The sequence below is a fragment of the Gelidibacter sp. genome (genome assembly GCF_053579655.1).
Genome location: NZ_JBMDWE010000020.1, coordinates 1 through 24,765 on the forward strand (window position 1 = coordinate 1; position 24,765 = coordinate 24,765).

The 24,765-nt window shown below is 36.9% G+C and carries 24 protein-coding genes; 13 read left to right on the forward strand and 11 right to left on the reverse strand.

Translation table 11 applies throughout. The features are described from left to right. Positions 1-157: 157 nt before the first annotated feature. The 5 genes from ACOH2D_RS11045 to ACOH2D_RS11065 all read right to left on the reverse strand — a co-directional run bounded on the left by ACOH2D_RS11045 (position 158) and on the right by ACOH2D_RS11065 (position 4,855). Complete coding sequence (locus ACOH2D_RS11045; protein WP_348038760.1) at positions 158-679, reverse strand: DUF488 domain-containing protein; 522 nt, start codon at positions 677-679, stop codon at positions 158-160. A 37-nt stretch (positions 680-716) separates the two neighbouring features. After that, complete coding sequence (locus ACOH2D_RS11050; protein WP_449535259.1) at positions 717-1,511, reverse strand: SDR family oxidoreductase; 795 nt, start codon at positions 1,509-1,511, stop codon at positions 717-719. A 240-nt stretch (positions 1,512-1,751) separates the two neighbouring features. Next, entirely contained in the window at positions 1,752-2,558 is an 807-nt protein-coding gene (locus ACOH2D_RS11055) for an META domain-containing protein (protein WP_348036329.1), read from the reverse strand. A 322-nt stretch (positions 2,559-2,880) separates the two neighbouring features. Further along, a complete protein-coding gene (locus ACOH2D_RS11060) occupies positions 2,881-3,366 on the reverse strand; it encodes a GbsR/MarR family transcriptional regulator (protein WP_348036328.1) in 486 nt (161 codons plus the stop codon). Positions 3,367-3,691: 325 nt separating this feature from the next. Beyond that, positions 3,692-4,855: an MFS transporter gene (locus tag ACOH2D_RS11065; RefSeq protein WP_348036327.1), complete on the reverse strand. Its 1,164-nt coding sequence runs from the start codon at positions 4,853-4,855 to the stop codon at positions 3,692-3,694. 876 nt (positions 4,856-5,731) lie between these two features. Here ACOH2D_RS11065 and ACOH2D_RS11070 point away from each other — a divergent pair. Continuing rightward, positions 5,732-7,321 (forward strand): FMN-binding glutamate synthase family protein, encoded by a 1,590-nt coding sequence (locus ACOH2D_RS11070; protein WP_348036326.1) that lies wholly within the window; start codon positions 5,732-5,734, stop codon positions 7,319-7,321. A 231-nt stretch (positions 7,322-7,552) separates the two neighbouring features. Here the strand turns inward: ACOH2D_RS11070 and ACOH2D_RS11075 are convergent, their stop codons facing one another. Further along, positions 7,553-8,008, reverse strand: coding sequence for a pyridoxamine 5'-phosphate oxidase family protein (locus ACOH2D_RS11075; RefSeq protein WP_449535260.1), 456 nt, complete (start codon positions 8,006-8,008; stop codon positions 7,553-7,555). Between the two features lie 369 nt (positions 8,009-8,377). After that, a complete protein-coding gene (locus ACOH2D_RS11080; protein WP_348036324.1) occupies positions 8,378-8,563 on the reverse strand; it encodes a CsbD family protein in 186 nt (61 codons plus the stop codon). A gap of 223 nt (positions 8,564-8,786) precedes the next feature. On the opposite strand from ACOH2D_RS11080, the gene ACOH2D_RS11085 reads away from it, so the two are divergent. The 5 genes from ACOH2D_RS11085 to ACOH2D_RS11105 all read left to right on the forward strand — a co-directional run bounded on the left by ACOH2D_RS11085 (position 8,787) and on the right by ACOH2D_RS11105 (position 13,129). Beyond that, positions 8,787-9,056, forward strand: coding sequence for a DUF3108 domain-containing protein (locus tag ACOH2D_RS11085; protein ID WP_348036323.1), 270 nt, complete (start codon positions 8,787-8,789; stop codon positions 9,054-9,056). A 3-nt stretch (positions 9,057-9,059) separates the two neighbouring features. Then, complete coding sequence (locus ACOH2D_RS11090; RefSeq protein WP_449535261.1) at positions 9,060-9,464, forward strand: FUSC family protein; 405 nt, start codon at positions 9,060-9,062, stop codon at positions 9,462-9,464. Positions 9,465-9,557: 93 nt separating this feature from the next. Further along, positions 9,558-10,598 carry a M28 family metallopeptidase gene (locus ACOH2D_RS11095; protein WP_348036321.1) on the forward strand — a complete coding sequence of 347 codons (1,041 nt, stop codon included), beginning with the start codon at positions 9,558-9,560 and terminating at the stop codon, positions 10,596-10,598. Between the two features lie 145 nt (positions 10,599-10,743). After that, entirely contained in the window at positions 10,744-12,312 is a 1,569-nt protein-coding gene (locus ACOH2D_RS11100) for a M28 family metallopeptidase (RefSeq protein WP_348036320.1), read from the forward strand. 226 nt (positions 12,313-12,538) lie between these two features. Next, positions 12,539-13,129, forward strand: coding sequence for a hypothetical protein (locus ACOH2D_RS11105; RefSeq protein ID WP_348036319.1), 591 nt, complete (start codon positions 12,539-12,541; stop codon positions 13,127-13,129). 63 nt (positions 13,130-13,192) lie between these two features. Here the strand turns inward: ACOH2D_RS11105 and lpdA are convergent, their stop codons facing one another. The 3 genes from lpdA to ACOH2D_RS11120 form a co-directional block, all read right to left on the reverse strand. Continuing rightward, positions 13,193-14,593 carry a dihydrolipoyl dehydrogenase gene (lpdA, locus tag ACOH2D_RS11110; protein WP_348036318.1) on the reverse strand — a complete coding sequence of 467 codons (1,401 nt, stop codon included), beginning with the start codon at positions 14,591-14,593 and terminating at the stop codon, positions 13,193-13,195. A 118-nt stretch (positions 14,594-14,711) separates the two neighbouring features. Further along, positions 14,712-15,338: a CPBP family intramembrane glutamic endopeptidase gene (locus ACOH2D_RS11115; RefSeq protein WP_348036317.1), complete on the reverse strand. Its 627-nt coding sequence runs from the start codon at positions 15,336-15,338 to the stop codon at positions 14,712-14,714. 4 nt (positions 15,339-15,342) lie between these two features. Next, the gene (locus ACOH2D_RS11120) at positions 15,343-15,801 is read right to left on the reverse strand and encodes an Lrp/AsnC family transcriptional regulator (protein ID WP_449535262.1); all 459 of its coding nucleotides are present in this window, start codon (positions 15,799-15,801) and stop codon (positions 15,343-15,345) included. Between the two features lie 164 nt (positions 15,802-15,965). On the opposite strand from ACOH2D_RS11120, the gene ACOH2D_RS11125 reads away from it, so the two are divergent. The 6 genes from ACOH2D_RS11125 to ACOH2D_RS11150 all read left to right on the forward strand — a co-directional run bounded on the left by ACOH2D_RS11125 (position 15,966) and on the right by ACOH2D_RS11150 (position 21,407). Then, positions 15,966-17,165 (forward strand): aminotransferase class I/II-fold pyridoxal phosphate-dependent enzyme, encoded by a 1,200-nt coding sequence (locus tag ACOH2D_RS11125; protein WP_449535263.1) that lies wholly within the window; start codon positions 15,966-15,968, stop codon positions 17,163-17,165. 871 nt (positions 17,166-18,036) lie between these two features. Continuing rightward, positions 18,037-19,521 (forward strand): Na+/H+ antiporter NhaC, encoded by a 1,485-nt coding sequence (gene nhaC, locus ACOH2D_RS11130; RefSeq protein WP_348036253.1) that lies wholly within the window; start codon positions 18,037-18,039, stop codon positions 19,519-19,521. A 207-nt stretch (positions 19,522-19,728) separates the two neighbouring features. Then, complete coding sequence (locus ACOH2D_RS11135; RefSeq protein ID WP_449535264.1) at positions 19,729-20,373, forward strand: peroxiredoxin; 645 nt, start codon at positions 19,729-19,731, stop codon at positions 20,371-20,373. A gap of 70 nt (positions 20,374-20,443) precedes the next feature. Further along, positions 20,444-20,758, forward strand: coding sequence for a thioredoxin family protein (locus ACOH2D_RS11140; protein ID WP_348036251.1), 315 nt, complete (start codon positions 20,444-20,446; stop codon positions 20,756-20,758). Further along, positions 20,739-20,996, forward strand: coding sequence for a DUF6952 family protein (locus ACOH2D_RS11145; protein ID WP_348036250.1), 258 nt, complete (start codon positions 20,739-20,741; stop codon positions 20,994-20,996). The genes ACOH2D_RS11140 and ACOH2D_RS11145 overlap by 20 nt, the downstream gene beginning before the upstream one ends. 174 nt (positions 20,997-21,170) lie before the next feature. Next, on the forward strand, positions 21,171-21,407 hold the full coding sequence (locus ACOH2D_RS11150; RefSeq protein WP_348036249.1) for a putative signal transducing protein: 237 nt from the start codon (positions 21,171-21,173) through the stop codon (positions 21,405-21,407). A 49-nt stretch (positions 21,408-21,456) separates the two neighbouring features. Here the strand turns inward: ACOH2D_RS11150 and ACOH2D_RS11155 are convergent, their stop codons facing one another. Further along, positions 21,457-23,082 carry an ABC-F family ATP-binding cassette domain-containing protein gene (locus ACOH2D_RS11155; RefSeq protein WP_348036248.1) on the reverse strand — a complete coding sequence of 542 codons (1,626 nt, stop codon included), beginning with the start codon at positions 23,080-23,082 and terminating at the stop codon, positions 21,457-21,459. A 247-nt stretch (positions 23,083-23,329) separates the two neighbouring features. Between ACOH2D_RS11155 and ACOH2D_RS11160 the strand changes: the two genes are divergently transcribed. Continuing rightward, on the forward strand, positions 23,330-24,748 hold the full coding sequence (locus ACOH2D_RS11160) for a TlpA family protein disulfide reductase (RefSeq protein ID WP_449535265.1): 1,419 nt from the start codon (positions 23,330-23,332) through the stop codon (positions 24,746-24,748). Positions 24,749-24,765: the final 17 nt, after the last annotated feature.

Here is a 24,765-nt window from a genome sequence, read left to right on the forward strand (position 1 = left end):
CGGCGGTTACTGAGCTTGTCGAAGTGTCTTAATTCTTTTCCGGACAATAGTGATTTGAAATATTGATTATCAGTTGAGCATTATCATTGGACACTAAACTTGAAAAAAGCGAAAGATATAGAAGTATGATATTCATGAAAATCAATTTAAATTAAAATTAATGATAGGACAACTGGCCACTTACCACTTTCGCCGGTTGTGTATACGGATGCTCCTGTGCTTGATGCTCACTCATAATATGGATCACGGTCCAGCCATTTGCTTTGAGCTGATCTGAAATCATGGAGCGATGACACCGCCACCAAACCGCTTCCGAACACATGATGGCGCATTTTTTTTCAGAGGCCAACACTTCCAATGTAGTAAATGCCTTTTTGAATTCAGAAGTTTCCATATAATCGGCGTAGCCTCTAAATGATGGATGTCGCCATACCGTGTTTTTCGATTCGGGATTAACTTTTCTCCGGCCTCCCAAAGCTTCTATATGCGTGTACCAAAAGCCTTCTTCAAGCAAATCAGATTCAAGCCTATCTTCATTAAACTGCGGATATTTTCGAGATCCTGGAAAACGGCGTACATCGATAAGACGTTCTATTCCGTAGATGTTCAGCAGCTCCAAAAACTCTTCAATGGTTCGGGTTGAATGTCCTAAGGTCCATATGGTCTTATCAGGGTTCAAAAAGAATGAGCTCTATTGTCTTATTATTTACAGAAATTTACGCCATTTTTTTGATATTTTGAATAACACCACCATCAATTAAAATATCGGTTCCTGTAATAAAGCGCGCGGCGTCACTTGCTAAAAAATAAATGACATCCGCAACATCTTCAGGTTGACCATTGCGTTTTAAAGGTGTAGCCTGTTTAATGGATTCCATAAGTTCAGGGTGTTCTTCTGCCGCCTTTAATCCCATGGCCGTTTCAATAACCCCAGGCGATACACTTACAATTCGCGCACCTTTTTCGCCCCATTTATCCACATTTTTGTGAGTTAGCAAGATGACTCCACGCTTCACAAAATTGTACATGATATCTGAACTTTCATTCACAAATTGGCTTACCGTTTCAAAAGATCCAGTTTCTTGTGGATTGCTTAAGGCATCATCATATTTTTCATAGGGTGGAATGGTATGAGCCATCATTGAAGAAAGTAGAATAGCTACCGAACCTTTTTCAGCAAGTTCGTAGAAAGCGTCCACTAAAAGTTCTGTTGCAATGAGGTCAATCGTATATACTTTTTTAAGATCCTTTCCGGTGCCGCTTACGCCGGCTGTATGAATTAACGCTTTTAACGACCCCTTGTCTGCCACAAATTTTACAAGTTTTTCAATATCGCTTTTATTCGTAATATCGCAAGCAATTCCGGAAACATCAAAGCCTTCTTTTTTAAGCGTTTCCACAGATTCATCAACCATTTTTTGGGAATAATCGGTAAGAATTATCGGCTGATCTTTAAAAGATTTTGCACAAGCTTGGCCAATGCCGCCTGCACCTCCTGTAATAACTATCATTTTTTTTTGAGCATCCATTTTCAAAAATTGTTAAAAAATTAATACTAATTAGTGTTATCGTGAGATTGGAGTATCAATCTATATAAACGCCGGTGAAAAAACATGTTTCTAACCAGCGTCTGTTGTAAAGTGCAATAAGACTTAGTAGCGTGTTACCGCACCAAAACCATTGAATTTATCTGCTCGTTTTGGAAGTAACAAATGTCAATTTCAAAATTCATATTCAATGCGATCATTTCGTTAAAAATATACCGCTTCAAATACTGCCAAAGGCGCTCTTCGTCCAACGTTTAAAGATAATATGTCGCCATTGATGTTATAATTGTCAGCCAATTCAAAAACCTTTAAAAATTCAGATTCGTTGACATCGACATCTGGGCACATCATCAGCGTGGTTGCCATTTTACTAAACCGGATTCTATTACCATCTTCTAAAGTATATTCTCCTAAGATGGTATTGCAACCGGCAAATCCTGTAACTCTATTATCTTGTGATTTTAAGGTGAAAAAAATTTCGCGTTCTTGGTTATCAGACATTTTAACGTCTTTACCTTCTAAAGTTTTCAACTTCCAATACTTTTCTACAATTGGTGCATTGGCATCCTTTTTAAATTGTGCCAATGGTGCCATTTTTGCTTTATTAAGCGACAATATGCCGTTAACAATCGTGAAATTATCTGCAGTTTCAAAAACTTTTAATATTTGGGCTTCATTAATATCTGAATCAGGACAAGCCATTCGTGTCATTCCCAATTGTGAGAATGAAATACGATTGCCTTCTTCTATCTTATAGGTTCCCATAAACGTATTACAGCCCGAGTAGCCATTCACACGGTTATCTTCTGAATTCAATGTAAAATGAATATCGCGACCATTACTTTCTGGATTTGCAATGTCCTGACCTTCCAGAGTGCTGATAACCCATTTAGTGTTTTCAAGAGATGTTGCTTCAGAAGGTTTTGAAGATACTGAACTCGCTTTTTTACTGGTATTACAGCTTATTATTGTCATAGCTATAAGGGCAAGTGTTGTAGTTTTAAGTGTCATTTGTTTTGTTTTTAAGTTACGGTTAATTTAAGTCCAAACAGAATAAAATAATTCTAATATTCAAATTTGGTTTATTATAGGATCTTGGTATTAGTATTATTTTAGATTTACTTTCAAGAACTGATTGAGAACATTGCGGTGTCATCCAACAACCATGGCTTTATTTTATTCAACCAATAATTAATAATTATTCACGATTAAAATGTATATAAAGATATCATTAGTCAAATTTAAGATTAGTTCGCAACTAAACGAACTAATAGGTAATAAACTATTGTTAATATTAATTTTATCCTCTTAGAACGGATTAGAATCTTAGGTTTTAAACTTTACTAGCGTCACGTTCATTAATCTTCTTAATCGTAATCGCTACCAATTCCTGCATATTTCTCAAATAATTTTTGGTAATATCTCCTACAGATTCTTCATTCAAAAATTTCTCTGGATAATGCACCTTGTTATAGTCTGTGATCTTTTCGACCAACTTAATTTCGTTCTCCAAGGATTCGAACTGCGCCTCTAAAGCAGATAACTGAAAATATTTAGCAATCCTAAAGTAGCGCTTTCTATCGCCCGATTTCGTGTAGTAATCAATAAGTTTTAATTGCGTGAGCACATTTAAATTTACGGAGGTAGAACTTTTACTCGAACCTATAATTTCTCGTATTTCTTCAAAGGTCAACCCTTCATAAGAAGATACAGTCAACAAGGCATATATGCGTGCTGCTAAAGGTGCAAGGCGCAATATTGGTTCTAATCGGAGGCCAATTTCCTCAATCAGTTTTTGTTTTTCTATTGAAATGGACATGTCTCGCTTTTTAACAAATATACACCTAGTTCATAACTACACGAACCAAGTTGTTGTAAAGTTTTGTTATAAACTTAAGAAGGAATAATGGCAAAACAGTTAAAACATTGGCACATAGCCTTCCAGTTGATATATCGGAATGGCGGTTAGGGCTGAAAGGATCAATTTGAAATAAGGATTTAAATCGTGATCGAAATCTATGTTGTGTTTTGTCAATGATTTTGTCCTGTGGGCTATTAATATAATGGACAATTTTTCCCTAGCCATCAAAAATAGGCGTTTCACCGTTTTGAGCGCTCATGTCGTTCTTATAGCTTCCTTCTTTTTATATGGTTTTCTTCTTAAACATAAGATGTACTATTAAAATCGCAATGGACAAAGCACCTCCTAAATAACTCACGCCAATCCATCCATAATCTTGCCAAGCGATGGCACCTAAAGTGGTCCCCAAAGCACCACCAATAAAAAAACCTACCATATATATCGTATTGACACGGTTACGCGCTTCTGGATTCTTTGAGAAAATAATATTTTGATTGGTAATATGCAAGGCTTGTAACCCTAAATCAATAAGAACAACACCCAAAATCAATCCGAAAATGGAATGCGCCGACATCGAAAAAATGAACCATGAAACGACCAATAAAATTGCAGAATAAAGAATGAGCTTATTTTTACTGACCTTATCGTTCAGTTTACCAACGACCGTTGCACCAAGCGCTCCCACGATTCCAAAAACCCCAAAGGCTCCAGAAATAGTGCTTCCGTAGCCAAATGAATCTTCCATAAGAAATACCAACGTCGTCCAAAACGCGCTCAAGCCCGCAAAACCCAGTGCGCCTCGTAAAGCCGCCAATCGTAATGAGGGCTCGGTTTTAAAATAATGCCAAAGGGAGGCCATTAACTTACCATAGGTGCCTTGATAGTCAGGATTTAATTTAGGCAGTTTCCATTTTAAAATAACAAATAACACCACCATTAACACTGTTGCCGCATAATACATGACACGCCAACCAAAGACCTCCCCTATATATCCACTGATGATGCGACTGCCCAGAATACCAATTAATAAACCACTCATCACAATACCAATAGCACGGCCTCTACCCTTTTCGTCAGTGAGTTGCGCTGCCATGGGAACAAACAATTGCGGAATTGCAGACGTAAATCCAATGAAAAAACTACTGATAATCAGCGAAAATAAGGATTGAGAAATCGCTGCGGCGATCAACGCCACAATCATGACGATAAAATCGAAAATAAGTATTTTATGATTGGAAAGCTTGTCGCCCAATGGATTTATAAATAACAAACCAAATGCATATCCCAATTGTGTTGACAAGGCAACATTACTCACGGAGGCTTCGGTGACCCCAAAAGTATCTGCGATAAGATTTAAAAGTGGTTGGTTGTAATAGAGATTAGCTACAATAAGTCCTGCAGAAATACTCATGAGATACAGGACCGAATTTGAAAGTTTTGGTGTCATTAAACTATTTTTCTAGAATTTTTAGGGCGTTATTTTTATAATCCAATCCAGGTTTTCAAACTAAATTTGAATTTAGGCCATTTGCGAAAGCGAATTGCGAAAAACGATTGTGATTATCTTTGCAAAGATAAATGTCACAAGCGAGAAAAATATCGACTGAGGCCAAAGTTTATTAAAGTAATATGATTTAATTCTCATTTAGAGATTGACCTTGGCCATAATGACAATGCTTTTCTTTTCACAACGCGTTTTATTTCCGTTATGCTCTGGTCTTTCCTTGTTTCAAAAACACTTTTTATCAATTTTAGCCTTCCGTAAACCGCAATCACTTCGTCAGAAAAACCGTTGTATTTTGGTTAGGCGATCCCAAATAATCTTTGCCATACTTTTCAATACATGAAATAGCAACACCTACCCTTCTTAAACCCTTATTAATCCAAGCTTTATTAACTTTATAATAGGCTCGGTAATTTACTTTTCCTCAATTCCAAAGTTATCCTTAAAGTGTAAAGTGGTGGCAACCTCTTTATTTCAATGTCGGTAGGGCGCTTTTGCATCGCTATACCGGCAATCTTGGTCATCAAACCTGTGAGCAAAACGCGAATAAAAAGCGGAATTACCGCATAATTCTGAAAGAAATTGCCTTTTATCATTATTGTAATACAAATCGACTTTTATTAAAAATTCTATAATATTCCCTTTAAAAATCAATTATTTACTAATAAATTTCACCTAAAAACAACAAATTGATCATTACTTTTCAAGGACATATTTTGTTGATTAAAATAAATAATACTCGAATTACTTTAAACTATTTCGTTTTAGTATGCAATCCAATTATGGAATAGTATATTTGCATTTCAAATTAATAAAAATATGAAAGTACGCGAAAAATTTATTTTAATTTCGGTTATCTTAGTGGTGGCCATTGTTGGAATTTCTTTTGTTTGGAGCCCTGTTTTATGGCTTTTCCTCATCGTTTTACCTCTAATAATGTTGGGCGTTTTCGACATCTTTCAAACGAAACATACCATCCGAAGAAACTATCCTTTAGTAGGACGTTTCAGATATATCCTAGAATCCATCCGTCCAGAAATCATGCAATATTTTGTCGAGACTGACACGGAAGGAAGACCATTAAATCGTATCCTCAGATCCTTAATTTATCGAAGAGCAAAAGGCGAAACTGACACAGAGCCTTTTGGAACACAAATGGACCTTTATCATACTGGTTATGAATGGCTGGAGCATTCGATGTATGCAAAAACCAATCCTAAGGAAATCGGGGAATTTCCAAGACTTCTAATCGGAGGTAAGGAGTGCAAACAACCGTACTCATCAAGCTTATTGAATATTTCGGCTATGAGTTTTGGATCGCTGAGTAAAAATGCTGTTTTGGCAATGAACAAAGGCGCCAAGATGGGGAATTTTGCACACAATACCGGTGAAGGTGGAATTAGTGATTATCACTTGGAACATGGAGGTGATCTTATTTGGCAAATTGGTACAGGATATTTTGGATGTCGCAATGATGATGGCACCTTTAACGACGTTACGTTTAGAGAAAATGCCACCCGTCCGCAAGTGAAGATGATCGAGATTAAATTATCGCAAGGTGCAAAACCTGGTCATGGAGGTATATTACCAGCAGCTAAGAATACGCCAGAAATTGCAAGAATAAGACACGTACAACCTGGTATTGCTGTTCATTCGCCACCATCTCATAATGCGTTTGCGGACCCTATCGAATTTATGCATTTCATTAAACGACTTAGAGATCTGTCTGACGGAAAACCAATTGGATTCAAATTGTGCTTAGGAAGAAAACAAGAGTTCATGGATTTTTGCGAGGCGATGGTTTACACAGGAATCAGACCAGACTTTATTACCGTGGATGGTGGTGAAGGTGGTACAGGAGCTTCTCCGGTAGAATTTTCAAACTCTATGGGAATGCCACTTCGTGAAGGTTTGATTTTTGTGCATGACACCTTGGTTGGTTTTAATTTAAGAGAAGATATTAAAATTATTGTAGCTGGTAAAATCATTACTGGATTCCATATGGCCAGAGCGATCGCTTTTGGTGCTGATGGTTGCAACAGTGCACGTGCTATGATGTTAGCAGTAGGCTGTATCCAAGCTTTACAATGTAACTTGAACACCTGCCCTACTGGCGTGGCCACACAAAATGCCTCATTAGTAAAAGGATTGGTAGTTGAAGACAAAGCTCCTAGAGCAAAAAGATACCACGAAGCAACCATTCACAGCTTTTTAGAGCTTGTTGCTGCAGCGGGCTTAAATGACCCAAGTGAACTAACACGTGGACATATTAGCAAAAGAATGGGACTGACGGATGTAAAAACCTTTGACGAAATTTATCCAGCTATAGAGCCAGGTTCTTTATTGGACATCAACACCATTCCTGAAAGTTATAAGAAATTCTTCCAATTGACACGAATCATGAAGTAATCTCTTATTTAATAGAATACAAAAAAGCTTATTGAATCAATTTCAATAAGCTTTTTTTTTGGCATCAAAACACCATAAAAATGATGCTTTTTAAATCATCAATTATCGGAAAAAAGGGCTCCTGTAGAATCGCTTTTTATATTTTTTAAGATCTATGATTGATAGTTATCAAAACATATAGCAGCCTAAGAAATTCGAAAACCTTGAATATATGAGTTCCAATAGCAACCTTTAATCTCGTCGCATCTTCCCAGTGATTTCATCAATTTTAATAATGAAAATCATAGGGATGTTCTCGTTGATCGTTTTACTGGAGAATTCACTGATAAAACTCAATTCTTTCAATTCTTTTCTCGCAATCAATTCTTTAATGCCTAAAGAAAAACTATGTAGATAAGCTTTAGCTTCACTGCCAAAGAGTTGCTCAAATTTACCATGAGCCATCACGGACTTCCATCGCGTAAGACCATCGACATCTACGACACTAAGTGCTACTTGATTGTTTTTGCGCATCGCATTCATTTTATGACCTTCGGCAGAATAACAAATGATCAACTTTCTTTCGGGATCATAAAAATACGTGATAGGAACCACAAATGGTTTATTTTGGTAGATATAGGACAAATGCCCCAAATAGTCGTTTTCCAGGACAGACAAGCTATCTTTCTCTTCTAAATTGATATACATGATTGTATTTATTTTAATGTCTAATATACTATTTTATGCCTTTTACAGATATGACATTGGTCAGTTTATTCATTTTTAAGGACTTAAGCAGACCTACATCACAATGGAAACCCCAAAACAGATGTAATCCTCTTGTTAAGAAAGCTTTCTGAAGGCCACCAGACTGTTGCCAAAATCACGTTCAACGCTTAAAAAGCGACAGGATTAAAACTCCTTTTAATGAGGGAATGTCCCGCCCATCATTCGTATTTTAGGACAAATTGTTTGCGTTGTTATAGCAATACCACTCTAACTCAAAAAAAATGGTTTTAAACAAAAAAGTTCCCAAACAATCTGCTTGGGAACTTTTTTATAAATCAATCTGGGATCTTACCAGCTATCAATTTCGTTTTTTAAATCTTCTTTAGATTTGCCATAGCGCTCTTGCACTTTTCCAGCTAACTTATCAAAGTTACCTTCGGCTTCTGTGTATTCATCATTAGTGATTTTTCCGTATTTCTTTTTAAATTCACCTTTGATTTGTTTCCATTTACCTGCAAATTGATCTGAATTCATAATGTTTATTTTTTAAATTAATATTATTTCTATTTGTAAAATTATGGACACAACTCATTAACGGCTAACCCATTTACCGAAAAACTTGATGCAAAAGCGGTTTTAGGCTTTATTTAACGACCTTTAACAATGCTATAACATAGATAGGAAAAACTAAAACCTGAGGACTTATTTCGGTGTTATTAATCTTAATATAAATATCTTTGCCGCCTGAATTTCAACTATGAAACACCTTTTTCTTATGGTCAGCTTGATGTTTTGTTCGGCACTAGTTGCACAGAACTATATGGGCAAAGAAACAATTACCACTGCCCTAGGCAAAATAGAAAGCCATAAACTTGCCCTATTCCTTAAAAACAACAACGGTCTTACAGGAGGAATTAATGACAACTTTTTATATCTCACGGCAGATGCCAATAAAGTTCCGGTGTATGCAAAGTTTAAAATTCTTGGAGAACTAAAAATTAAATCAGCAACTGGATTAAAAAATTAAACTATGAGAAGCCTTTTTATTGTTCTAGGATTTATTGCTACCGTTTCGGCCTTGGTTTTGGCAGTAACACCTTTATCACAAATAGCCTATATACCAGCCATAGCTGCATTAATTTTCGGATTTATAGCGTTTTATATCTGTAAACGGAAGCAATCTCCAAAAAAGACGGTACAATTAATTTTTTTATTGACCTTCATCGCATTGGTGTTAACCACCTATAAGGCCATTTTTATTATTCCCGAAGTTGGAAACCTTGACGAATTGGAATTGAAAGAAGAAACATCAAAAGAAGATTCCAAAGAAACATTGGAAGAATTGGATCTTGATGACCGTGAAATTGACGCTACCCAAACTGATATTTTAGAAACTCATACGCTTCGCAAATTAGAAGTCTTAAAAGATCAATAGCTTTATAAGTTATCACACCATCAAAAATCTTACAGAAAAAGAGACCCTACCATCTTCCCTTTTTTTATTATATTACTAATTAATCTATTATAAATGAAAGTACTCTTCATTGCTTCTGTTTTAACACTTGTGGGTTCGTGTACCAACATCCGCTACACTCAAAAAATTGAAAACTTAAAAGAAAGTATTGTTTTTGAGGATATTGAAACAATTTCAAAATATAGTAATACGATCACCTCTGAAGAACTGAGCAAACACGTTTATGCTTTGTGCGCGCCCGATTTTGAAGGACGTGAGACCGGCAAGAGAGGTTTTAATAAAGCCTCAAAATTCCTTAAGGATTTTTATGTAAGCAACGACATTCCTTCTCCGTTGGGCGGCGACAACTACTACCAAAATATTCCTAAATTCTATTTTTCAAAAAACAGCCCAGCTTCGCAAAATGTGGTAGCTTATATTGAAGGTTCAACATATCCCGAAGAGGTCGTCATTATCTCCGGACATTTGGATCATTTGGGTATTTCAAATGATGAGACTTACTATGGCGCTGATGATAATGCTTCAGGAACCGCTGCCGTTATGGAAATGGCCAAGGCTTTTTCCTTAGCAAAAAAAGAAGGACATGGCCCAAAACGAAGTATTCTTTTTTTGCATTTGACGGCTGAAGAATCTGGTCTTCTAGGATCCTCTTATTATGTAAAACATCCTATTTATGCTTTAGAGCATACAGTGGTTAATTTGAATATTGACATGATAGGCCGCGTCGATAGAATCTATGAAGAAAAACAGGAAGAAAACTACATTTACATTATTGGAGCGGATAGATTAAGCACTAAACTCCATTATATATCAGAAGTGGCCAATGCCCAATTCACAAATCTGATACTCGATTATAAATACAACGATGATCGCGATAACAACCGTTATTATTACCGCTCGGACCATTATAATTTTGCCCTACAAAACATTCCGGTCATATTCTATTTTAATGGCGATCATGCAGATTATCATCAGCCGACTGACACCCCTGATAAAATCAATTATCCATTATTGCAAAAGCGAACGCAGCTCATTTTTTCAACTGCCTGGTATATCGCAAATTCTGAAGACCGGCTTGAAGCTGATAAAATGTAAAATCGTAATACCGAGATTGGCCTAATTACAATTCATATCATTAAAAAACTGAGTGTTAAAGTTTGTTAAATGAACTGATGATTAAATCTTAAATCTTGCGTTTTTCGTATTATCGCACTTCACTTATAAATTAACTTATACTTTAATGAAAAAGTCACTTTTTATTGCATGTATTGCGCTGAGTATTTATGGTTGTGGCTCAACACAACAAAAGGTTACACAGACGGAAACAGTAGTTTCAATCGACCCAACGGTATATGGAAACACAATTACTTCCAATGAGTTAAAAGACTTGTTGTACACCTTTGCTTCCGATGAGTTTGAAGGTCGCGATACGGGATCAAAAGGTCAAAAAATGGCTGTCGAATTTTTAAAAGATAAATATATTGCTTTAGGTATTCCTTCGCCAATTTCAGGTGGCAATTACTTTCAAGATGTGCCATTATTAAATCAAAAATCTCCAGAAATCGACCTTACGGTTAACGGTGTGAAATTTGAAAATTACACAGATATGGTATCTTTTGGTGCTGCGTCGTCACAAACGCTTTCTGCTTCAGATATTGTATATGCAGGTTATGGGATTGATTCAGACACCTATTCCAACTATACAGGTTTAGATGTTAAAGGCAAAGTTGTCCTAATCAAATCGGGTGAACCGAAGAGAGCTGATGGCACTTATGTGACTAGTGGAACAAAAGAAGATACCAAATGGTCTGTTGGAAGACAGGCACTTTCTTCAAAAAGAGAGGTCGCTAAAAATAAAGGTGCTAAAGCTCTTTTATATATGGACGAACCCTATTTGAAAATGATGTCAACCTTTATTCAAAATGCGGCTAAATCTGGCGGCAGTGCACGTCTTTCACTGAAGGACAAACAAGAAGATATGGTTCAGATTTTAATCAGTGACAAATTAGGAAAAGCGCTTTTGGCGGATATTGCAACAGACGATACGTCTAAAACTATAGCGACCAACTTAAAAATTAAATTGACGAGCAATTCCGAAGATGTGAATTCTGAAAATGTGGTCGCCTTTATCAAAGGTTCTGAAAAACCAGATGAAATTATAGTTCTTTCTGCGCATTTGGACCACGAAGGCATTAAAGACGGCGAAATTTATAACGGTGCAGACGATGATGGCTCTGGAACTGTGGCCTTATTGGAAATTGCTGAAGCCTTTAAAGCTGCTCAAAATGCAGGTCATGGACCAAAGCGTTCGATCTTGTTCCTACACGTTACAGGAGAGGAAAAAGGTCTATTGGGCTCAAGTTACTATGCAGACGTCGCGCCAATTTTTCCTTTGGAAAACACCGTAGCTAACCTCAACATTGACATGATTGGAAGAGTCGATCCAAAACGTGTTGGCGACCGTAATTATTTGTATTTAATTGGTGCTGACAAGTTGAGTACAGAGCTGCACAACATCTCTGAAGAAGCCAATAAGAAGTATACGAATATAACTTTGGATTATACGTACAATGACGAAAATGATCCGAACCGTTTTTACTACAGATCTGATCATTATAACTTTGCTAAGAACAATGTGCCAGTCATTTTCTATTTTAATGGAACACACGATGATTACCACAGACCTTCCGATACACCAGACAAAATTGAATATGATTTGTTGGAAAACAGAACCAGACTTGTGTTCTATACCGCTTGGGAATTGGCCAATAGAGCGGATCGCATTATAGTTGACCAAGCAACGCAATAAAACCGATCTCATACAGATTAAACACGAAGGGCGAAACTAAATAGTTTCGCCCTTTGTCATTCAATAAACGGGCTTTTTCACAGTGAAAAAATGCAGGAAATTTCATTTCATCTGAATAAATGCCCCTAAGTCGTTCAAATTATGGTGATTGAAAATTAAATTATACATTTAAGTGACCTTGAAAATAATATGTAATGACTTAATCGTAAACTAATCCCCTATTAACATGACAGATATCCTTTATAGTATTGTCCCGAAATTACAGCCATTTGATTATTCACTGCATCATGACAATCAATTTATTAATCAACAATGGGTATTGATCAATGGTATTGATGACGCACAATCCATGTATGTCTTCAAACCAAACAATGAATTGGTCATTTCTGAGAACAATGAAGTAACAACCACACGATGGAGCTTCATAAACTCAAATTTTCTATCGATCATGACTGAAGATGGCATTGTACTCATCAAAGCCTATTATAAGGATAAAGACACGCTTGTGCTCAATCAGAAGGCCTCTGAGGAATATGCCTTTTTCATCAATTCAACTGATTATTCAGAACGTATAAACTCCAAAGAAGACCTCCAAAAGTTTCTTAAAGACAAATATCTTAAAAAGGCTTCACAACTCATTTCTGAACACGAGTTTTACTACATTCAACATTCTAAGGAATACGGTCCCTTCACGATGAAAGAACTTTTCAAGAAAGTGCAGGAGAATACAGTAAATGCCTATTGTATGGTCAGGGATGTCAATGAAGCCGATTATACCAACAAACTTCGCATAAAGGATTTACTTCAAGAAATTTAAACCATAAAAAAAGGTGAGCACATGCTCACCTTTTTCATTTATCATTTTTAAAAACTCCTGTTTTTAGATATGCAAGGCTCTATCATCGGTAGCAGCCAAAGCAGCTTCCTTAAGCGCTTCGGTAAATGTTGGATGGGCATGGGAAATACGAGAGATATCTTCTGCGGATGCTCTAAATTCCATAGCAACAACAGCTTCAGCAATCATATCGGCCGCACGGGCACCAATCATGTGAACGCCAAGGATTTCATCGGTAGTTTTATCCGCAAGGACTTTAACAAAACCATCCAAATCCATACTGGCTCTACTTCGACCTAATGCACGCATCGGGAACTGTCCTGCTTTATAGTCTACTCCTGCTTCTTTTAATTGTTCTTCCGTTTTACCAACCGAAGCAACTTCTGGCCAAGTATAAACCACACCTGGAATCAAATTATAATCGATATGTGGTTTTTGTCCGGCTAAAGTTTCTGCAACAAAAATGCCTTCTTCTTCAGCTTTATGTGCTAGCATAGCACCTTTCACCACATCACCAATAGCATAAATATTTTTTACGTTGGTTTGTAAATGCTCATTCACTTCAATTTGGCCTCTCTCTGTAAGTTTAACACCAGCAGCATCTGCGTTAAGTCCGTCAGTATAAGGACGACGCCCTACGGAGACTAAACAATAGTCGCCTCTAAACTCCACTTCTTCTCCTTTTTTGTCGTCTGCTTTAACGATGACCTCATCGCCGATTCGCTCCACAGATTTCACTTTATGGGATACATTGATGTTGCACTTGGCTTTCTTGAATACCTTGGTCAATTCTCTGGATAATCCAGCATCCATCGTTGGAATAATACGATCCAAGTATTCAATGACTGTGACTTCAGCGCCCAAGCGTCTATAAACTTGACCAAGCTCCAATCCAATAACGCCACCGCCAATAACGATTAAATGCTTAGGAATTTCTTTAAGCTTCAATGCTTCGGTAGAAGTAATGATACGCTCTTTGTCCAACTTAATAAATGGTAGGCTTGATGGTTTGCTTCCCGTAGCAATGATGGTATATTTTGCTTCAATCTCTTCTGTTTTTTCGCCTTCAATGATGATATGAGTGGCGTCCTTAAAAGATCCTAAGCCTTGATAAACATCAATCTTATTTTTCTTCATTAAGAAATCAATGCCACCTGTTGTTTGATCCACAACCGCATCTTTACGAGCGATCATCTGTTTCAGATTCACTTTAATATCTCCAGGAATGTCGATACCATGTTCTTCAAAATGCTTAACCGCATCATCATAGTGATGTGAAGAATCTAAAAGTGCTTTACTGGGAATACAGCCAACGTTGAGGCAGGTACCACCAAGAGTGGTATATTTTTCAATAATTGCAGTTTTCATGCCTAATTGTGCACAACGGATTGCCGCTACATAACCTCCAGGTCCAGAGCCAATAATGGCTACATCATATGAATTCATAAAATTGTTTTTTGATGTTTGTTAAAATTGAGTACAAAAATACGATTTTGATTGACCTTTTACGAATAACCTTCTACCATTTTTAGAAAGTTTAAAAGAGAAAACTGGCCCTTTTATCTCAATCTGGAAACCCGAGCATACCCCCCATTCCTACAGTAAAAAGCCAACATCCGTAAATAGCATGTTCAATAGACACCAGAAGTGTCGATTTGGTTTTATCATAAGTCAAGGCAAAAAGAATTCCGCCCAAAAAAGTCATCAACAGCACCAAAGGATTGCGATAAAAAATATGTCCCAAAGAAAAGACAATAGCATTTAAAAATACAAAAAGCGATTTGCTCTTAAAAAGAGGGCGATAGCGTTGAAAGTATAAGGTACGATAAATCAGTTCTTGAGGATAAACCGAAAACATGGCATAGGCAAACAAAACAATAACCCAAAGCTTCGGTTTTTGATAGAGTACATGAAAGAGATCAGATTTAGCAGTCACCAACATATAGGTGATCGTCAAAAAACCAATAATCAGCAATTTAACAAACACATTTCTCCAAAAAGTTCGCCATTTCAAATTTGAGGCCACTCTGAATTTATTTCCTTCAACGTTAAATAAAAGGTAAATGACATATGCAAAACCAGAAACAGCTAGAAAAGCTTTGATCTTAAACGGATAGTCTAGTGCAAAACTCACTGGTAAGATTATAAAAATCAAGTAAAACTCAGTGAGTTTGTAGGTCGCTGACTGCATTCGTTTATATGTTAATGGCAGTCGTATGTTTTACTTCATTGATGACAAACATGCTATGCGTACTGCCAATATGGTTAATAGTTGATAATTTGTTGATCATAAATTCCCTAAAGGCCTCCATATCCGAAACAATAACCTTGAGGAGATAATCATAATCCCCACTAATATGATGACATTCCATCACTTCTGCAAGATTCGCGACCTCTTTTTCAAACTTAATTATATATTCCTGGGTGTGTTGCACCAGTTTGATATGACAAAAAGCTAAAAAACTTTTATCGGCCTTTTCCTTATGGAGCAAGGCCACATATTTGGAGATGATCCCTTCCTTTTCCAACTTTCGGATGCGCTCATATACTGCGGTTACGGAAAGATTGAGCTGATTGGAAAGCTCTTTATTGGTTTGCTTACTGTTAGCTTGAAGAAGTTTAAGTAATTTTCTATCAATAGCATCTAAAGTCATAAATGAAAAATTTTCGGTTGAAACAAAATAAACATAACAAATGACGTGCAAAAATCTAATTTAATCTATTTTACTAGATTTATACACTGATTTCTTACACATGTATTGATAAATAATCTTTATTGTGAGATATTTGAATTATAATAATCTTTAATACCTAACAAATGGCATTTAAACCAGCAAACAATATACAAGATTTACAGTACTTTGGAGAATTTGGAGGAGTTAATCCTTCTATTTCTGATTCTTCTACTTACACCTTCCTTTCGGCAAAAACAATGTTCGATACTTTTGAAGGCAATGCAGACGGTTGTTATTTATATTCGCGTCACTCCACGCCATCCAATCTTTATTTAGGCCAAGCTTTAGCGGCCATGGAAGGCACTGAAACCGCGAGTGTTACAGCTTCAGGAATGGGTGCAATTACTCCAGTTCTAATGCAACTTTGTGGCGCAGGAGATCATATTGTCTCCAGCCGAACAATTTATGGGGGGACTTATGCTTTTCTCAAAAACTTTACGCCACGTTTTAATATGGCCACCACATTTGTTGACATCACAAAATTAGATGTGGTCGAAGCAGCCATTACCCCAAACACAAAAGTTATTTACTGTGAATCGGTAAGCAATCCATTATTGGAAGTGGCAGATATTGCTGGCTTAGCAAAACTGGCGAAAAAGCACAATTTAAAACTTGTGGTGGACAATACCTTTTCGCCTTTATCCATTTCAGCGGCACAATTGGGAGCTGATGTTGTGATTCATAGTTTAACTAAATTCATCAATGGCTCAAGTGACACCGTTGGCGGTGTGATTTGTGGCACCCAAAAATTCATTGACGATTTAAGAAACGTCAACGACGGCGCCTGCATGTTATTAGGATCAACCATGGATAGTTTAAGGGCCGCTTCAATTTTGAAAAACTTGCGCACCTTACACATCAGAATGCAACAACACAGCCTTAACGGTTTATACCTAGCGGAAAGATTTGAAAAAGATGGTCTTAAAACCGTATATCCTGGGTTAGCATCACATCCTTCACACGACTTGTTCAAATCCATGATGAACGAGAAATACGGATTTGGAGGCATGTTAACTGTTGATGTGGGCTCTTTAGACAAAGCGAACGCCTTAATGGAGTTGATGCAAAAACGAAACCTGGGATATCTTGCAGTAAGTCTTGGCTTTTACAAAACTCTATTCTCTGCTCCGGGAAGCTCAACTTCCTCTGAGATCCCAGCGGAAGAGCAAAAAGAAATGGGCTTGAGTGATGGCTTAATTCGTTTTTCTATTGGCCTGGATGCTGATATTGAAAGAACTTATCATATGATGAAGGACTGCATGAAGGAACTGGAGATTTTGTAATAAAAAATTCAATCACCATACGTAGAAGCACCAAAATTAAAGTACCAAATTCCAATTTGAGAGGCTTTAGTTTTTCTCGCAGAGGCGAAGACGTAAAGGGAAAAAGGGATTAGGATTTGTACAATCAAAACTCTCCGCGAACCTCCGTGAAATCTCCATGTATCTCTGTGCAATAAGGTATAGCACTCCGTGAAAATCCGTGAAATCAGTGTCAAAAAAAAATCAGTAAATTCCCTTTGACGATTCTATTACTTATTTTGTATTTTCAAGACAGCTCTATAAGTTAGTTTGTAAAAGGATACTTTCTGCATTCGTGGAAAGTATCCTTTTTTGATCATAGTGATTTTCATATCCAACTCTATTTTTATCCATTATATCATTGTTGTCCGATTAAAGTTGGGTTGATCTTCTAAGAATAGTGATCAATGAAGGTCTTTCAACGTGTTTGATCCTCAATCTCCTTCATTTCTCGGTTTTTGAAAACTATTTCTAAAATATCATAATCCATTCTAATTATAAATTTTAAAGCCCATATTTTCAATTAATTACATGTTTAGTCTTTGTTCTTGGTTCTATCAGCGGAGCGGTCTTAATTCTTTTCCTGACAATAGTGCCATTATATAATTAATGTCTAGCAATTAGAGTTTTCGCCTCTGGAATAGTCACAGAAAATCAGTGCATATTATAAAAAATCAGCGTCCCCCGCCTTAACGGACGGGCAGGTCTGCGTTCTAATAGTGCCATAAAACAAACGTCCCTCCTATGCAACATCGCTGTTTTATAAAGATTGTACATCAAATTGATTTGCATAGGTTTGTTGAAAATCGTAACATTACCTATTAAACCTTTAACCAAAAATTATTTTTCACCTATGCAGAGCCAAGACATTAAGCCACAAGTACCTCAGGATAATCCGATTGTTGAAAATAAAGAACTGAGTATTTGGGAGGCGTTGATTCCGGTTCTTGCTTTGGTAATGATGCTCGCTTATAATGTTTATCTCTATGGTGGGGATGCTCTCAACGGTTCCAATCAGTTTATATTATTGTTAGGAGGTGCAGTTGCCGCTATTGTTGGCTTTTTCAATAAAGTCACTTTTGGACAAATGATTGAGGAGGTTTCAGAAAACATTAAATCGACCGCTGGCGCACTCCTCATTCTTCTTATGGTTGGTGCACTTGCAGGCACTTGGTTGATAAGCGGCATCATTCCAACCATGATTTACTATGGTCTTCAAGTTTTAAATCCAACGATATTTTTGGCCGCCTGCGTGATTATTTGTGCGATCATTTCGGTGGCTACCGGAAGCAGCTGGACGACTTCAGCAACGGTAGGAATTGCACTTATAGGTATTGCCAATGCTTTAGGAGTGCACCTCGGTATGGCGGCGGGAGCCATTCTTTCTGGGGCTTATTTTGGTGACAAGATCTCCCCTTTGAGCGATACGACAAATTTAGCTCCTGCCATGGCTGGAACAGATTTGTTTACTCACATTCGCTATATGCTTTATACCACCATGCCAACCTTAATTGTGACCATCATCGTTTTTATTGTGTTAGGCTTAAATATTGAAACGCATGGAACAGCCGATACTGAAAGCATTTTAACAGCACTTAAATCCTCCATTAATGTGAGTCCCTGGCTCTTTGCTGTTCCTTTACTGGTAATTGTTTTGATCATAAAAAAAACACCGCCGTTGGTCGCACTTCTTGCCGGAACATTGTTGGGAGGCTTAGCAGCACTCATTTTTCAGCCTCATGTTGTGGCCTCTATTGGGGGAGGAACTTCTTTGAATTTCACAACAGGCTACAAAGGTCTTATGGATGCCATAACTGTTGACACTGAAATCCCTACAGATAATGAAGCCTTAAAAGGTCTATTCGCATCTGGAGGCATGGCAAGTATGTTGGGTACAGTTTGGTTAATTTTATGTGCCATGGTTTTTGGAGGCATAATGGATGCCATCGGCGCCTTGGCAACGATCAGTAAAGCGCTTTTGAAATTGTTTCACACGACTTTTGGACTTTTTGCAAGTACAGTAGCCAGTTGTTTAGCACTGAACCTTACCGCCAGTGATCAATATTTAGCCATAGTTGTTCCGGGAAAAATGTATGCACAAGCCTATAAAGACAAAGGATTGGCACCCGAAAACCTCTCAAGAACACTTGAAGATAGTGGTACCGTAACCTCAGTTTTGGTACCATGGAATACCTGTGGCGCCTACCATAGCGGCGTTTTGGGCGTGGATACCTTACACTATGCTGGCTATGCGATTTTCAACTGGCTGAGCCCTTTTATGACCTTAATATTCGCTGCTTTCAGAATAAAAATAAGGCAGTTGGCTACGACTAAATAACGATTCTGGATTAATTATACGACTGTGCAACTATCTGTTTATTAATCAGAAGACATCTCCTATCCTACACATTTCATATAGCCGATCAGACTTGTCATTCATAAAACCTATGACAATATAATTTTATATAATCTATTCCTATCGTCATTAGCGTTAATATTAGGTAGTTTTGCACCAGAAATAATATTAATCTTAAACATATATCACATGGCATTTGTAGGAAAAAAATTCCCAAATTTAAACGTTAACGCAATGAATGAAATGGGCGAAACTTTCACCATTAACGTTCTTGAAGAAGCAACAAAAAACAACAAAAAAGTACTTTTATTTTGGTATCCAAAAGATTTCACTTTTGTATGTCCAACAGAATTACACGCCTTTCAAGCTGATTTAGCAGAATTTGAAAAACGTAACACTATCGTTATTGGCGCATCTTGTGATACTGCTGAAGTTCACTTTGCATGGTTAAGCACCTCAAAAGACAACGGTGGAATTGAAGGTGTTACCTATCCAATCTTAGCCGATTCTAATAGAAATTTGGCTAATGCATTAGATATTTTAGACATTACCAACGAATCTTACAATGAAGAAACAGGGCTTGTAACTGTTGAAGGCGACAACGTAACCTACAGAGCGACCTATATTATAGATGAAGAAGGAACAGTTGTTCACGAAAGCATCAACCACATGCCGTTAGGAAGAAACGTTAAGGAATACCTTCGTTTAATTGACGCTTACACGCACGTACAAGAAAAAGGTGAAGTTTGTCCTGCAAACTGGGAAGAAGGTAAAGATGCCATGCAAGCGAACGCTAAAGGCACTGCTGAGTACTTAAAAGCGCATTTGAACTAAGCGTTTCAACGTATAGAAATCAAAGCCCTGTCGCAAGGCAGGGAATTTTATTAATTAAAAATTTATAATTATGGTCAAGGAATTAGAACAAGACAATTTAGGACAATTAGTGTCAGATAATGAGACTGTAGTTGTTCAATATTCGGCTAGCTGGTGTGGTAATTGCAGAATTATGAAACCGAAATTCAAAAAGTTAGCTTCAGAAAATGAAAACGTGACCTTTGTTATAGCCGATGCTGAAAAATTTCCAGAATCAAGAAAATTAGCTACCGTAGACAACTTACCTACGTTCGCGATTTTTAAAAATGGAACTTTTGTCAATCAAGTGCAGACTAACAAATTTGAAATTTTAAAAGATTTATTCGATGAAGCTACCAATAATTAAACACCTTACTCAATTTATTGAGGACAACGATGAGGATTTTGTAGTTGAGACTATTGAAACCTTAGAAAACCTCACTGAAGTCTCTTCTTTGAAGGACGAAGAACTTGATGTTATTGGAGAACTGATCTCTAATATGTATGGTGCATTGGAAGTACATAAAATGGTAAAGGAAGGTGCTCCTAAAAAAGAAGCTCTAAATACCTTTATGTCGCGTGTGCTTGGGTCGATAGACAAATAATAGACGCGTTTACTACATTTCAAAAACCATCTCCAATGAGGTGGTTTTCTTGTTTTTATATACCGCCTTTTCAAACTTGTATCACTGTATTAAGACCTCACATATTCAAGGTGTTATGAGGCCTATTTTTTGTATATTATGACTTTATCAAGTGCAACTTATAATCTTAGAATTATGTTAGAAAACGATTACGTTAAAATTTTTTCAGGAACCTTTATAATCGTTCAATTGGTTGTGGATCGCTTAGAAAGCGTGGGCATTAATGCCATTGTAAAAGATGAAGGTGAATCGGCAAGAATGGCAGGATTTGGATCTTCTTTTCAAGGCTATCAAGAACTTTATGTAGCTCAAGAAGAACTCGATCATGCGATCCAAATTGTAGAAGCCGTTAAAGGAGAATTGGAGATATAAAAAAAAACCTGAATCACTTCAAGGTTTCTTTTTATTTTTTTGCAATTAACTATGCTTTTACCGCATACATTTTTTCTCTCAGCTCTTGAATTGCCTTATCATCCATATACTCATCAAAGGTCATGTAACGATCAATGACACCATTTGGAGTAAGTTCAATGATTCGGTTACCGACCGTTTGCGCGAACTCGTGGTCATGCGTGGTAAACAACACCGTTCCTTTAAAGTTAGACAACGAGTTGTTGAAGGCCGTAATACTTTCAAGATCCAAATGGTTGGTAGGCTCATCCAGCATCAAAACGTTAGCTCTCATCATCATCATTCTACTAAGCATACAACGCACTTTTTCTCCTCCAGACAATACATCTGAAGTTTTAAGCGCTTCTTCGCCACTAAAGATCATTTTCCCTAAAAACCCTCTTAAATATACTTCTTCACGTTCTTCTTCTGTTGTCGCCCATTGACGCAACCAATCTACAAGCGTCAGTTTATTATCAAAATACTCACTGTTATCCAATGGCAAATAGGATTGTGACGTGGTTATTCCCCAGTTATACTCCCCTTTATCTGCTTTTTCCTTACCATTAAGAATTTGATAAAATGCGGTGGTAGCTCGTGAATCCTTTGAATAAACCACTACCTTATCACCTTTAGCCAAGTTGATATCCACATTCTTAAAAAGAATATCTCCTTCCAAGGAGGCTTCAAGACCGGTAATATTTAAAATTTGATCTCCCGCTTCTCTATCGCGTTCAAAAATGATCGCTGGATAACGACGGCTAGAAGGTCTAATATCGGTAATATTCAACTTCTCGATCATCTTTTTTCTGCTGGTTGCTTGTTTGGATTTTGCAACGTTTGCAGAGAAACGACGAATAAACTCTTCCAATTCTTTCTTTTTGTCCTCAGCTTTTTTGTTGTGCTGCGCACGTTGTCTAGCGGCTAATTGAGATGACTCATACCAGAAAGTATAGTTACCTGAGTAATGGGTGATTTTACTGAAGTCGATATCGGAAATATGCGTACACACCGAATCCAAAAAGTGCCTATCGTGAGATACTACAATGACACAGTTTTCATAATTGGCCAAAAAGTTCTCCAACCACGTGATGGTTTCATAATCCAAGTCGTTGGTAGGCTCATCCATAATCAACACATCAGGATTACCAAATAATGCTTGTGCCAACAACACACGTACTTTTTGTTTTCCATCCAAATCCTTCATGAGGGTGTAGTGGTATTCTTCTTTAATCCCCAAGTTGGACAGCATTGCCGCGGCCTCGCTATCAGCATTCCAACCATTCATTTCCTCAAACTGTACTTGGAGTTCTCCTATCTTATCAGCATTCGCATCTGTATAATCAGCATAAAGGGCGTCAATTTGTGATTTCAGTTCAAACAATGGCTTATTACCCATAATGATCGTTTCCAAAACAGTGTGTTCATCATACAAGTTATGATCCTGCTCCAAAACTGACATACGTTTTCCAGATTCCAAATGGACACGACCCGAAGTTGGATCCATTTTTCCAGCCAATATTTTTAAAAAAGTTGACTTTCCTGCACCATTGGCACCAATAATACCGTAGCAATTGCCCTGATTGAAGCTCGTATTGACTTCATCAAAAAGAATACGTTTGCCAAACTGAACCGAAAGATTAGAAACTGATAACATTTTATAGGTTTTAAATTTGGTGCAAAAGTAGAGAAAACCTATCATTTTAAGAAACTTAAAACCTTAAATTTCGAACCTCCTCCGATTACCTGCTATATTCGTCCAAACAAGCGCCTATATAGCCTGGACGGTTTTCAACACCCATCACAAAAAACATTTAACAGCGCCTTAACAACATGATGCATAAACAAGCTTTATTTTTGTTTTAATCCATGCAACACAATCAGCATCTGTAATTTATTTGTTTATGAGAATTCACATTATATCATTAATGCTTTTTGCCACGCTTTTTAGTTGCCAAAAGGATTCTGATAAAGATGGTACCTATGCTTATTTTGGAGGAGAAATCATTAACCCTAATAATGACTATGTCCTCTTACTTTCTCCGAATCATAAATTTGACACTTTATTTTTAGACGATTCCAATCGGTTTTTCAAGAAAATCGACAATTTAAAACCTGGACTCTACACCTTTACCCATGGTGGCGAATATCAAATGGCCTTATTGGAAGGAAGGGACAGCGTTATGGTCCGGTTGAATACGGTCGATTTTGACGAGTCGTTGGTATTTACTGGCGATGGAGCCAAAAAAAACAATTTCTTGATCAAGATTTTTCTGGAAAATGAAAAGGATCAAGAAAACTTTATCAACGTTTCACAATTGACTCCCGAACGATTTGATCAATATATTGATTCTGCACGCACCAAACGTATCGATGAATTTTTAGAGTTTTCTGATAAAAACCGTCTCTCTGAACTTTTTAATAATGTTGCAGAAACAAGTATTAATTACGGGTATTTCAGTGCCAAGGAAATGTACCCTTTTGGATATTACGGTTACCGAAATTTAAGAAAATATCAAGATTTACCATCCACCTTTTATGACTACAGAAAGGATATTGATTATAACAATGCTGCCTTAAGCGATTATTTTATTTATAATCGGTTCCTCTATTCTCATTTTAACAATGTCGCCTTAAACGCGTTTTATAAAGACGCTCCTGTAGACACTATTTTTAACAGGCATTCTTTAATTTATAATTTGGAAAAATTAAAATTAATGGATGAGTATATTTCTAATGACACCATTAAAAACAAACTTCTTAAAAATACCACAAGAGATTTTATATCCATGTGCGAGGATTCAACAGAGACCGCAAAGCTCATTGCATCCTATCTCGACAAAAGCACAAACCCTAAGGACAAGGCTTATATTAAAAGATTATCAGTTGCTTTAAAACAATTGAAACCTGGTAAAATTCTCCCTAACGTGGAATTGCTGAGCTATGAAAATGAACGCTATAAATTGAGTGATCTGATTGCCAAACCAACAGTCATTTACTTTTGGTCTTCCAATCTGAAAATTCACTATAAAAACAGTCATTTTAAATCACAGGAATTGCGCAAAAAATATCCCAACATTGATTTTATTGCCATCAATATTAATGACAACGATAATAGGTATTGGAAAAAGACTTTAAACGAATTTAAATTCTCCACAAGTAATGAGTATCAATTTGCCAATCCTGATGACGGGAAGCAAACCTTGGCCATCAATACCATTTATAAAATGATCGTAATAGATAAGGACATGCGTATTGTAGACTCGTACTACAACATGTTCCAAAGACAATTTGAAGATGTCCTTAAGGGATTAAATGAATAAAAAAAGGCTCCAAATTG

Excerpts from the sequence above, each read along its gene's own strand:
- ACOH2D_RS11050 (WP_449535259.1), bottom strand. The coding sequence starts at position 1,511 with ATGATAGTTATTACAGGAGGTGCAGGCGGCATTGGCCAAGCTTGTGCA.
- ACOH2D_RS11055 (WP_348036329.1), bottom strand. The coding sequence starts at position 2,558 with ATGACACTTAAAACTACAACACTTGCCCTTATAGCTATGACAATAATA.
- ACOH2D_RS11060 (WP_348036328.1), bottom strand. The coding sequence starts at position 3,366 with ATGTCCATTTCAATAGAAAAACAAAAACTGATTGAGGAAATTGGCCTC.
- ACOH2D_RS11065 (WP_348036327.1), bottom strand. The coding sequence starts at position 4,855 with ATGACACCAAAACTTTCAAATTCGGTCCTGTATCTCATGAGTATTTCT.
- ACOH2D_RS11070 (WP_348036326.1), top strand. The coding sequence starts at position 5,732 with ATGAAAGTACGCGAAAAATTTATTTTAATTTCGGTTATCTTAGTGGTG.
- ACOH2D_RS11075 (WP_449535260.1), bottom strand. The coding sequence starts at position 8,008 with ATGTATATCAATTTAGAAGAGAAAGATAGCTTGTCTGTCCTGGAAAAC.
- ACOH2D_RS11080 (WP_348036324.1), bottom strand. The coding sequence starts at position 8,563 with ATGAATTCAGATCAATTTGCAGGTAAATGGAAACAAATCAAAGGTGAA.
- ACOH2D_RS11085 (WP_348036323.1), top strand. The coding sequence starts at position 8,787 with ATGAAACACCTTTTTCTTATGGTCAGCTTGATGTTTTGTTCGGCACTA.
- ACOH2D_RS11090 (WP_449535261.1), top strand. The coding sequence starts at position 9,060 with ATGAGAAGCCTTTTTATTGTTCTAGGATTTATTGCTACCGTTTCGGCC.
- ACOH2D_RS11095 (WP_348036321.1), top strand. The coding sequence starts at position 9,558 with ATGAAAGTACTCTTCATTGCTTCTGTTTTAACACTTGTGGGTTCGTGT.
- ACOH2D_RS11100 (WP_348036320.1), top strand. The coding sequence starts at position 10,744 with ATGAAAAAGTCACTTTTTATTGCATGTATTGCGCTGAGTATTTATGGT.
- ACOH2D_RS11105 (WP_348036319.1), top strand. The coding sequence starts at position 12,539 with ATGACAGATATCCTTTATAGTATTGTCCCGAAATTACAGCCATTTGAT.
- lpdA (WP_348036318.1), bottom strand. The coding sequence starts at position 14,593 with ATGAATTCATATGATGTAGCCATTATTGGCTCTGGACCTGGAGGTTAT.
- ACOH2D_RS11115 (WP_348036317.1), bottom strand. The coding sequence starts at position 15,338 with ATGCAGTCAGCGACCTACAAACTCACTGAGTTTTACTTGATTTTTATA.
- ACOH2D_RS11120 (WP_449535262.1), bottom strand. The coding sequence starts at position 15,801 with ATGACTTTAGATGCTATTGATAGAAAATTACTTAAACTTCTTCAAGCT.
- ACOH2D_RS11125 (WP_449535263.1), top strand. The coding sequence starts at position 15,966 with ATGGCATTTAAACCAGCAAACAATATACAAGATTTACAGTACTTTGGA.
- nhaC (WP_348036253.1), top strand. The coding sequence starts at position 18,037 with ATGCAGAGCCAAGACATTAAGCCACAAGTACCTCAGGATAATCCGATT.
- ACOH2D_RS11135 (WP_449535264.1), top strand. The coding sequence starts at position 19,729 with ATGGCATTTGTAGGAAAAAAATTCCCAAATTTAAACGTTAACGCAATG.
- ACOH2D_RS11140 (WP_348036251.1), top strand. The coding sequence starts at position 20,444 with ATGGTCAAGGAATTAGAACAAGACAATTTAGGACAATTAGTGTCAGAT.
- ACOH2D_RS11145 (WP_348036250.1), top strand. The coding sequence starts at position 20,739 with ATGAAGCTACCAATAATTAAACACCTTACTCAATTTATTGAGGACAAC.
- ACOH2D_RS11150 (WP_348036249.1), top strand. The coding sequence starts at position 21,171 with ATGTTAGAAAACGATTACGTTAAAATTTTTTCAGGAACCTTTATAATC.
- ACOH2D_RS11155 (WP_348036248.1), bottom strand. The coding sequence starts at position 23,082 with ATGTTATCAGTTTCTAATCTTTCGGTTCAGTTTGGCAAACGTATTCTT.
- ACOH2D_RS11160 (WP_449535265.1), top strand. The coding sequence starts at position 23,330 with ATGAGAATTCACATTATATCATTAATGCTTTTTGCCACGCTTTTTAGT.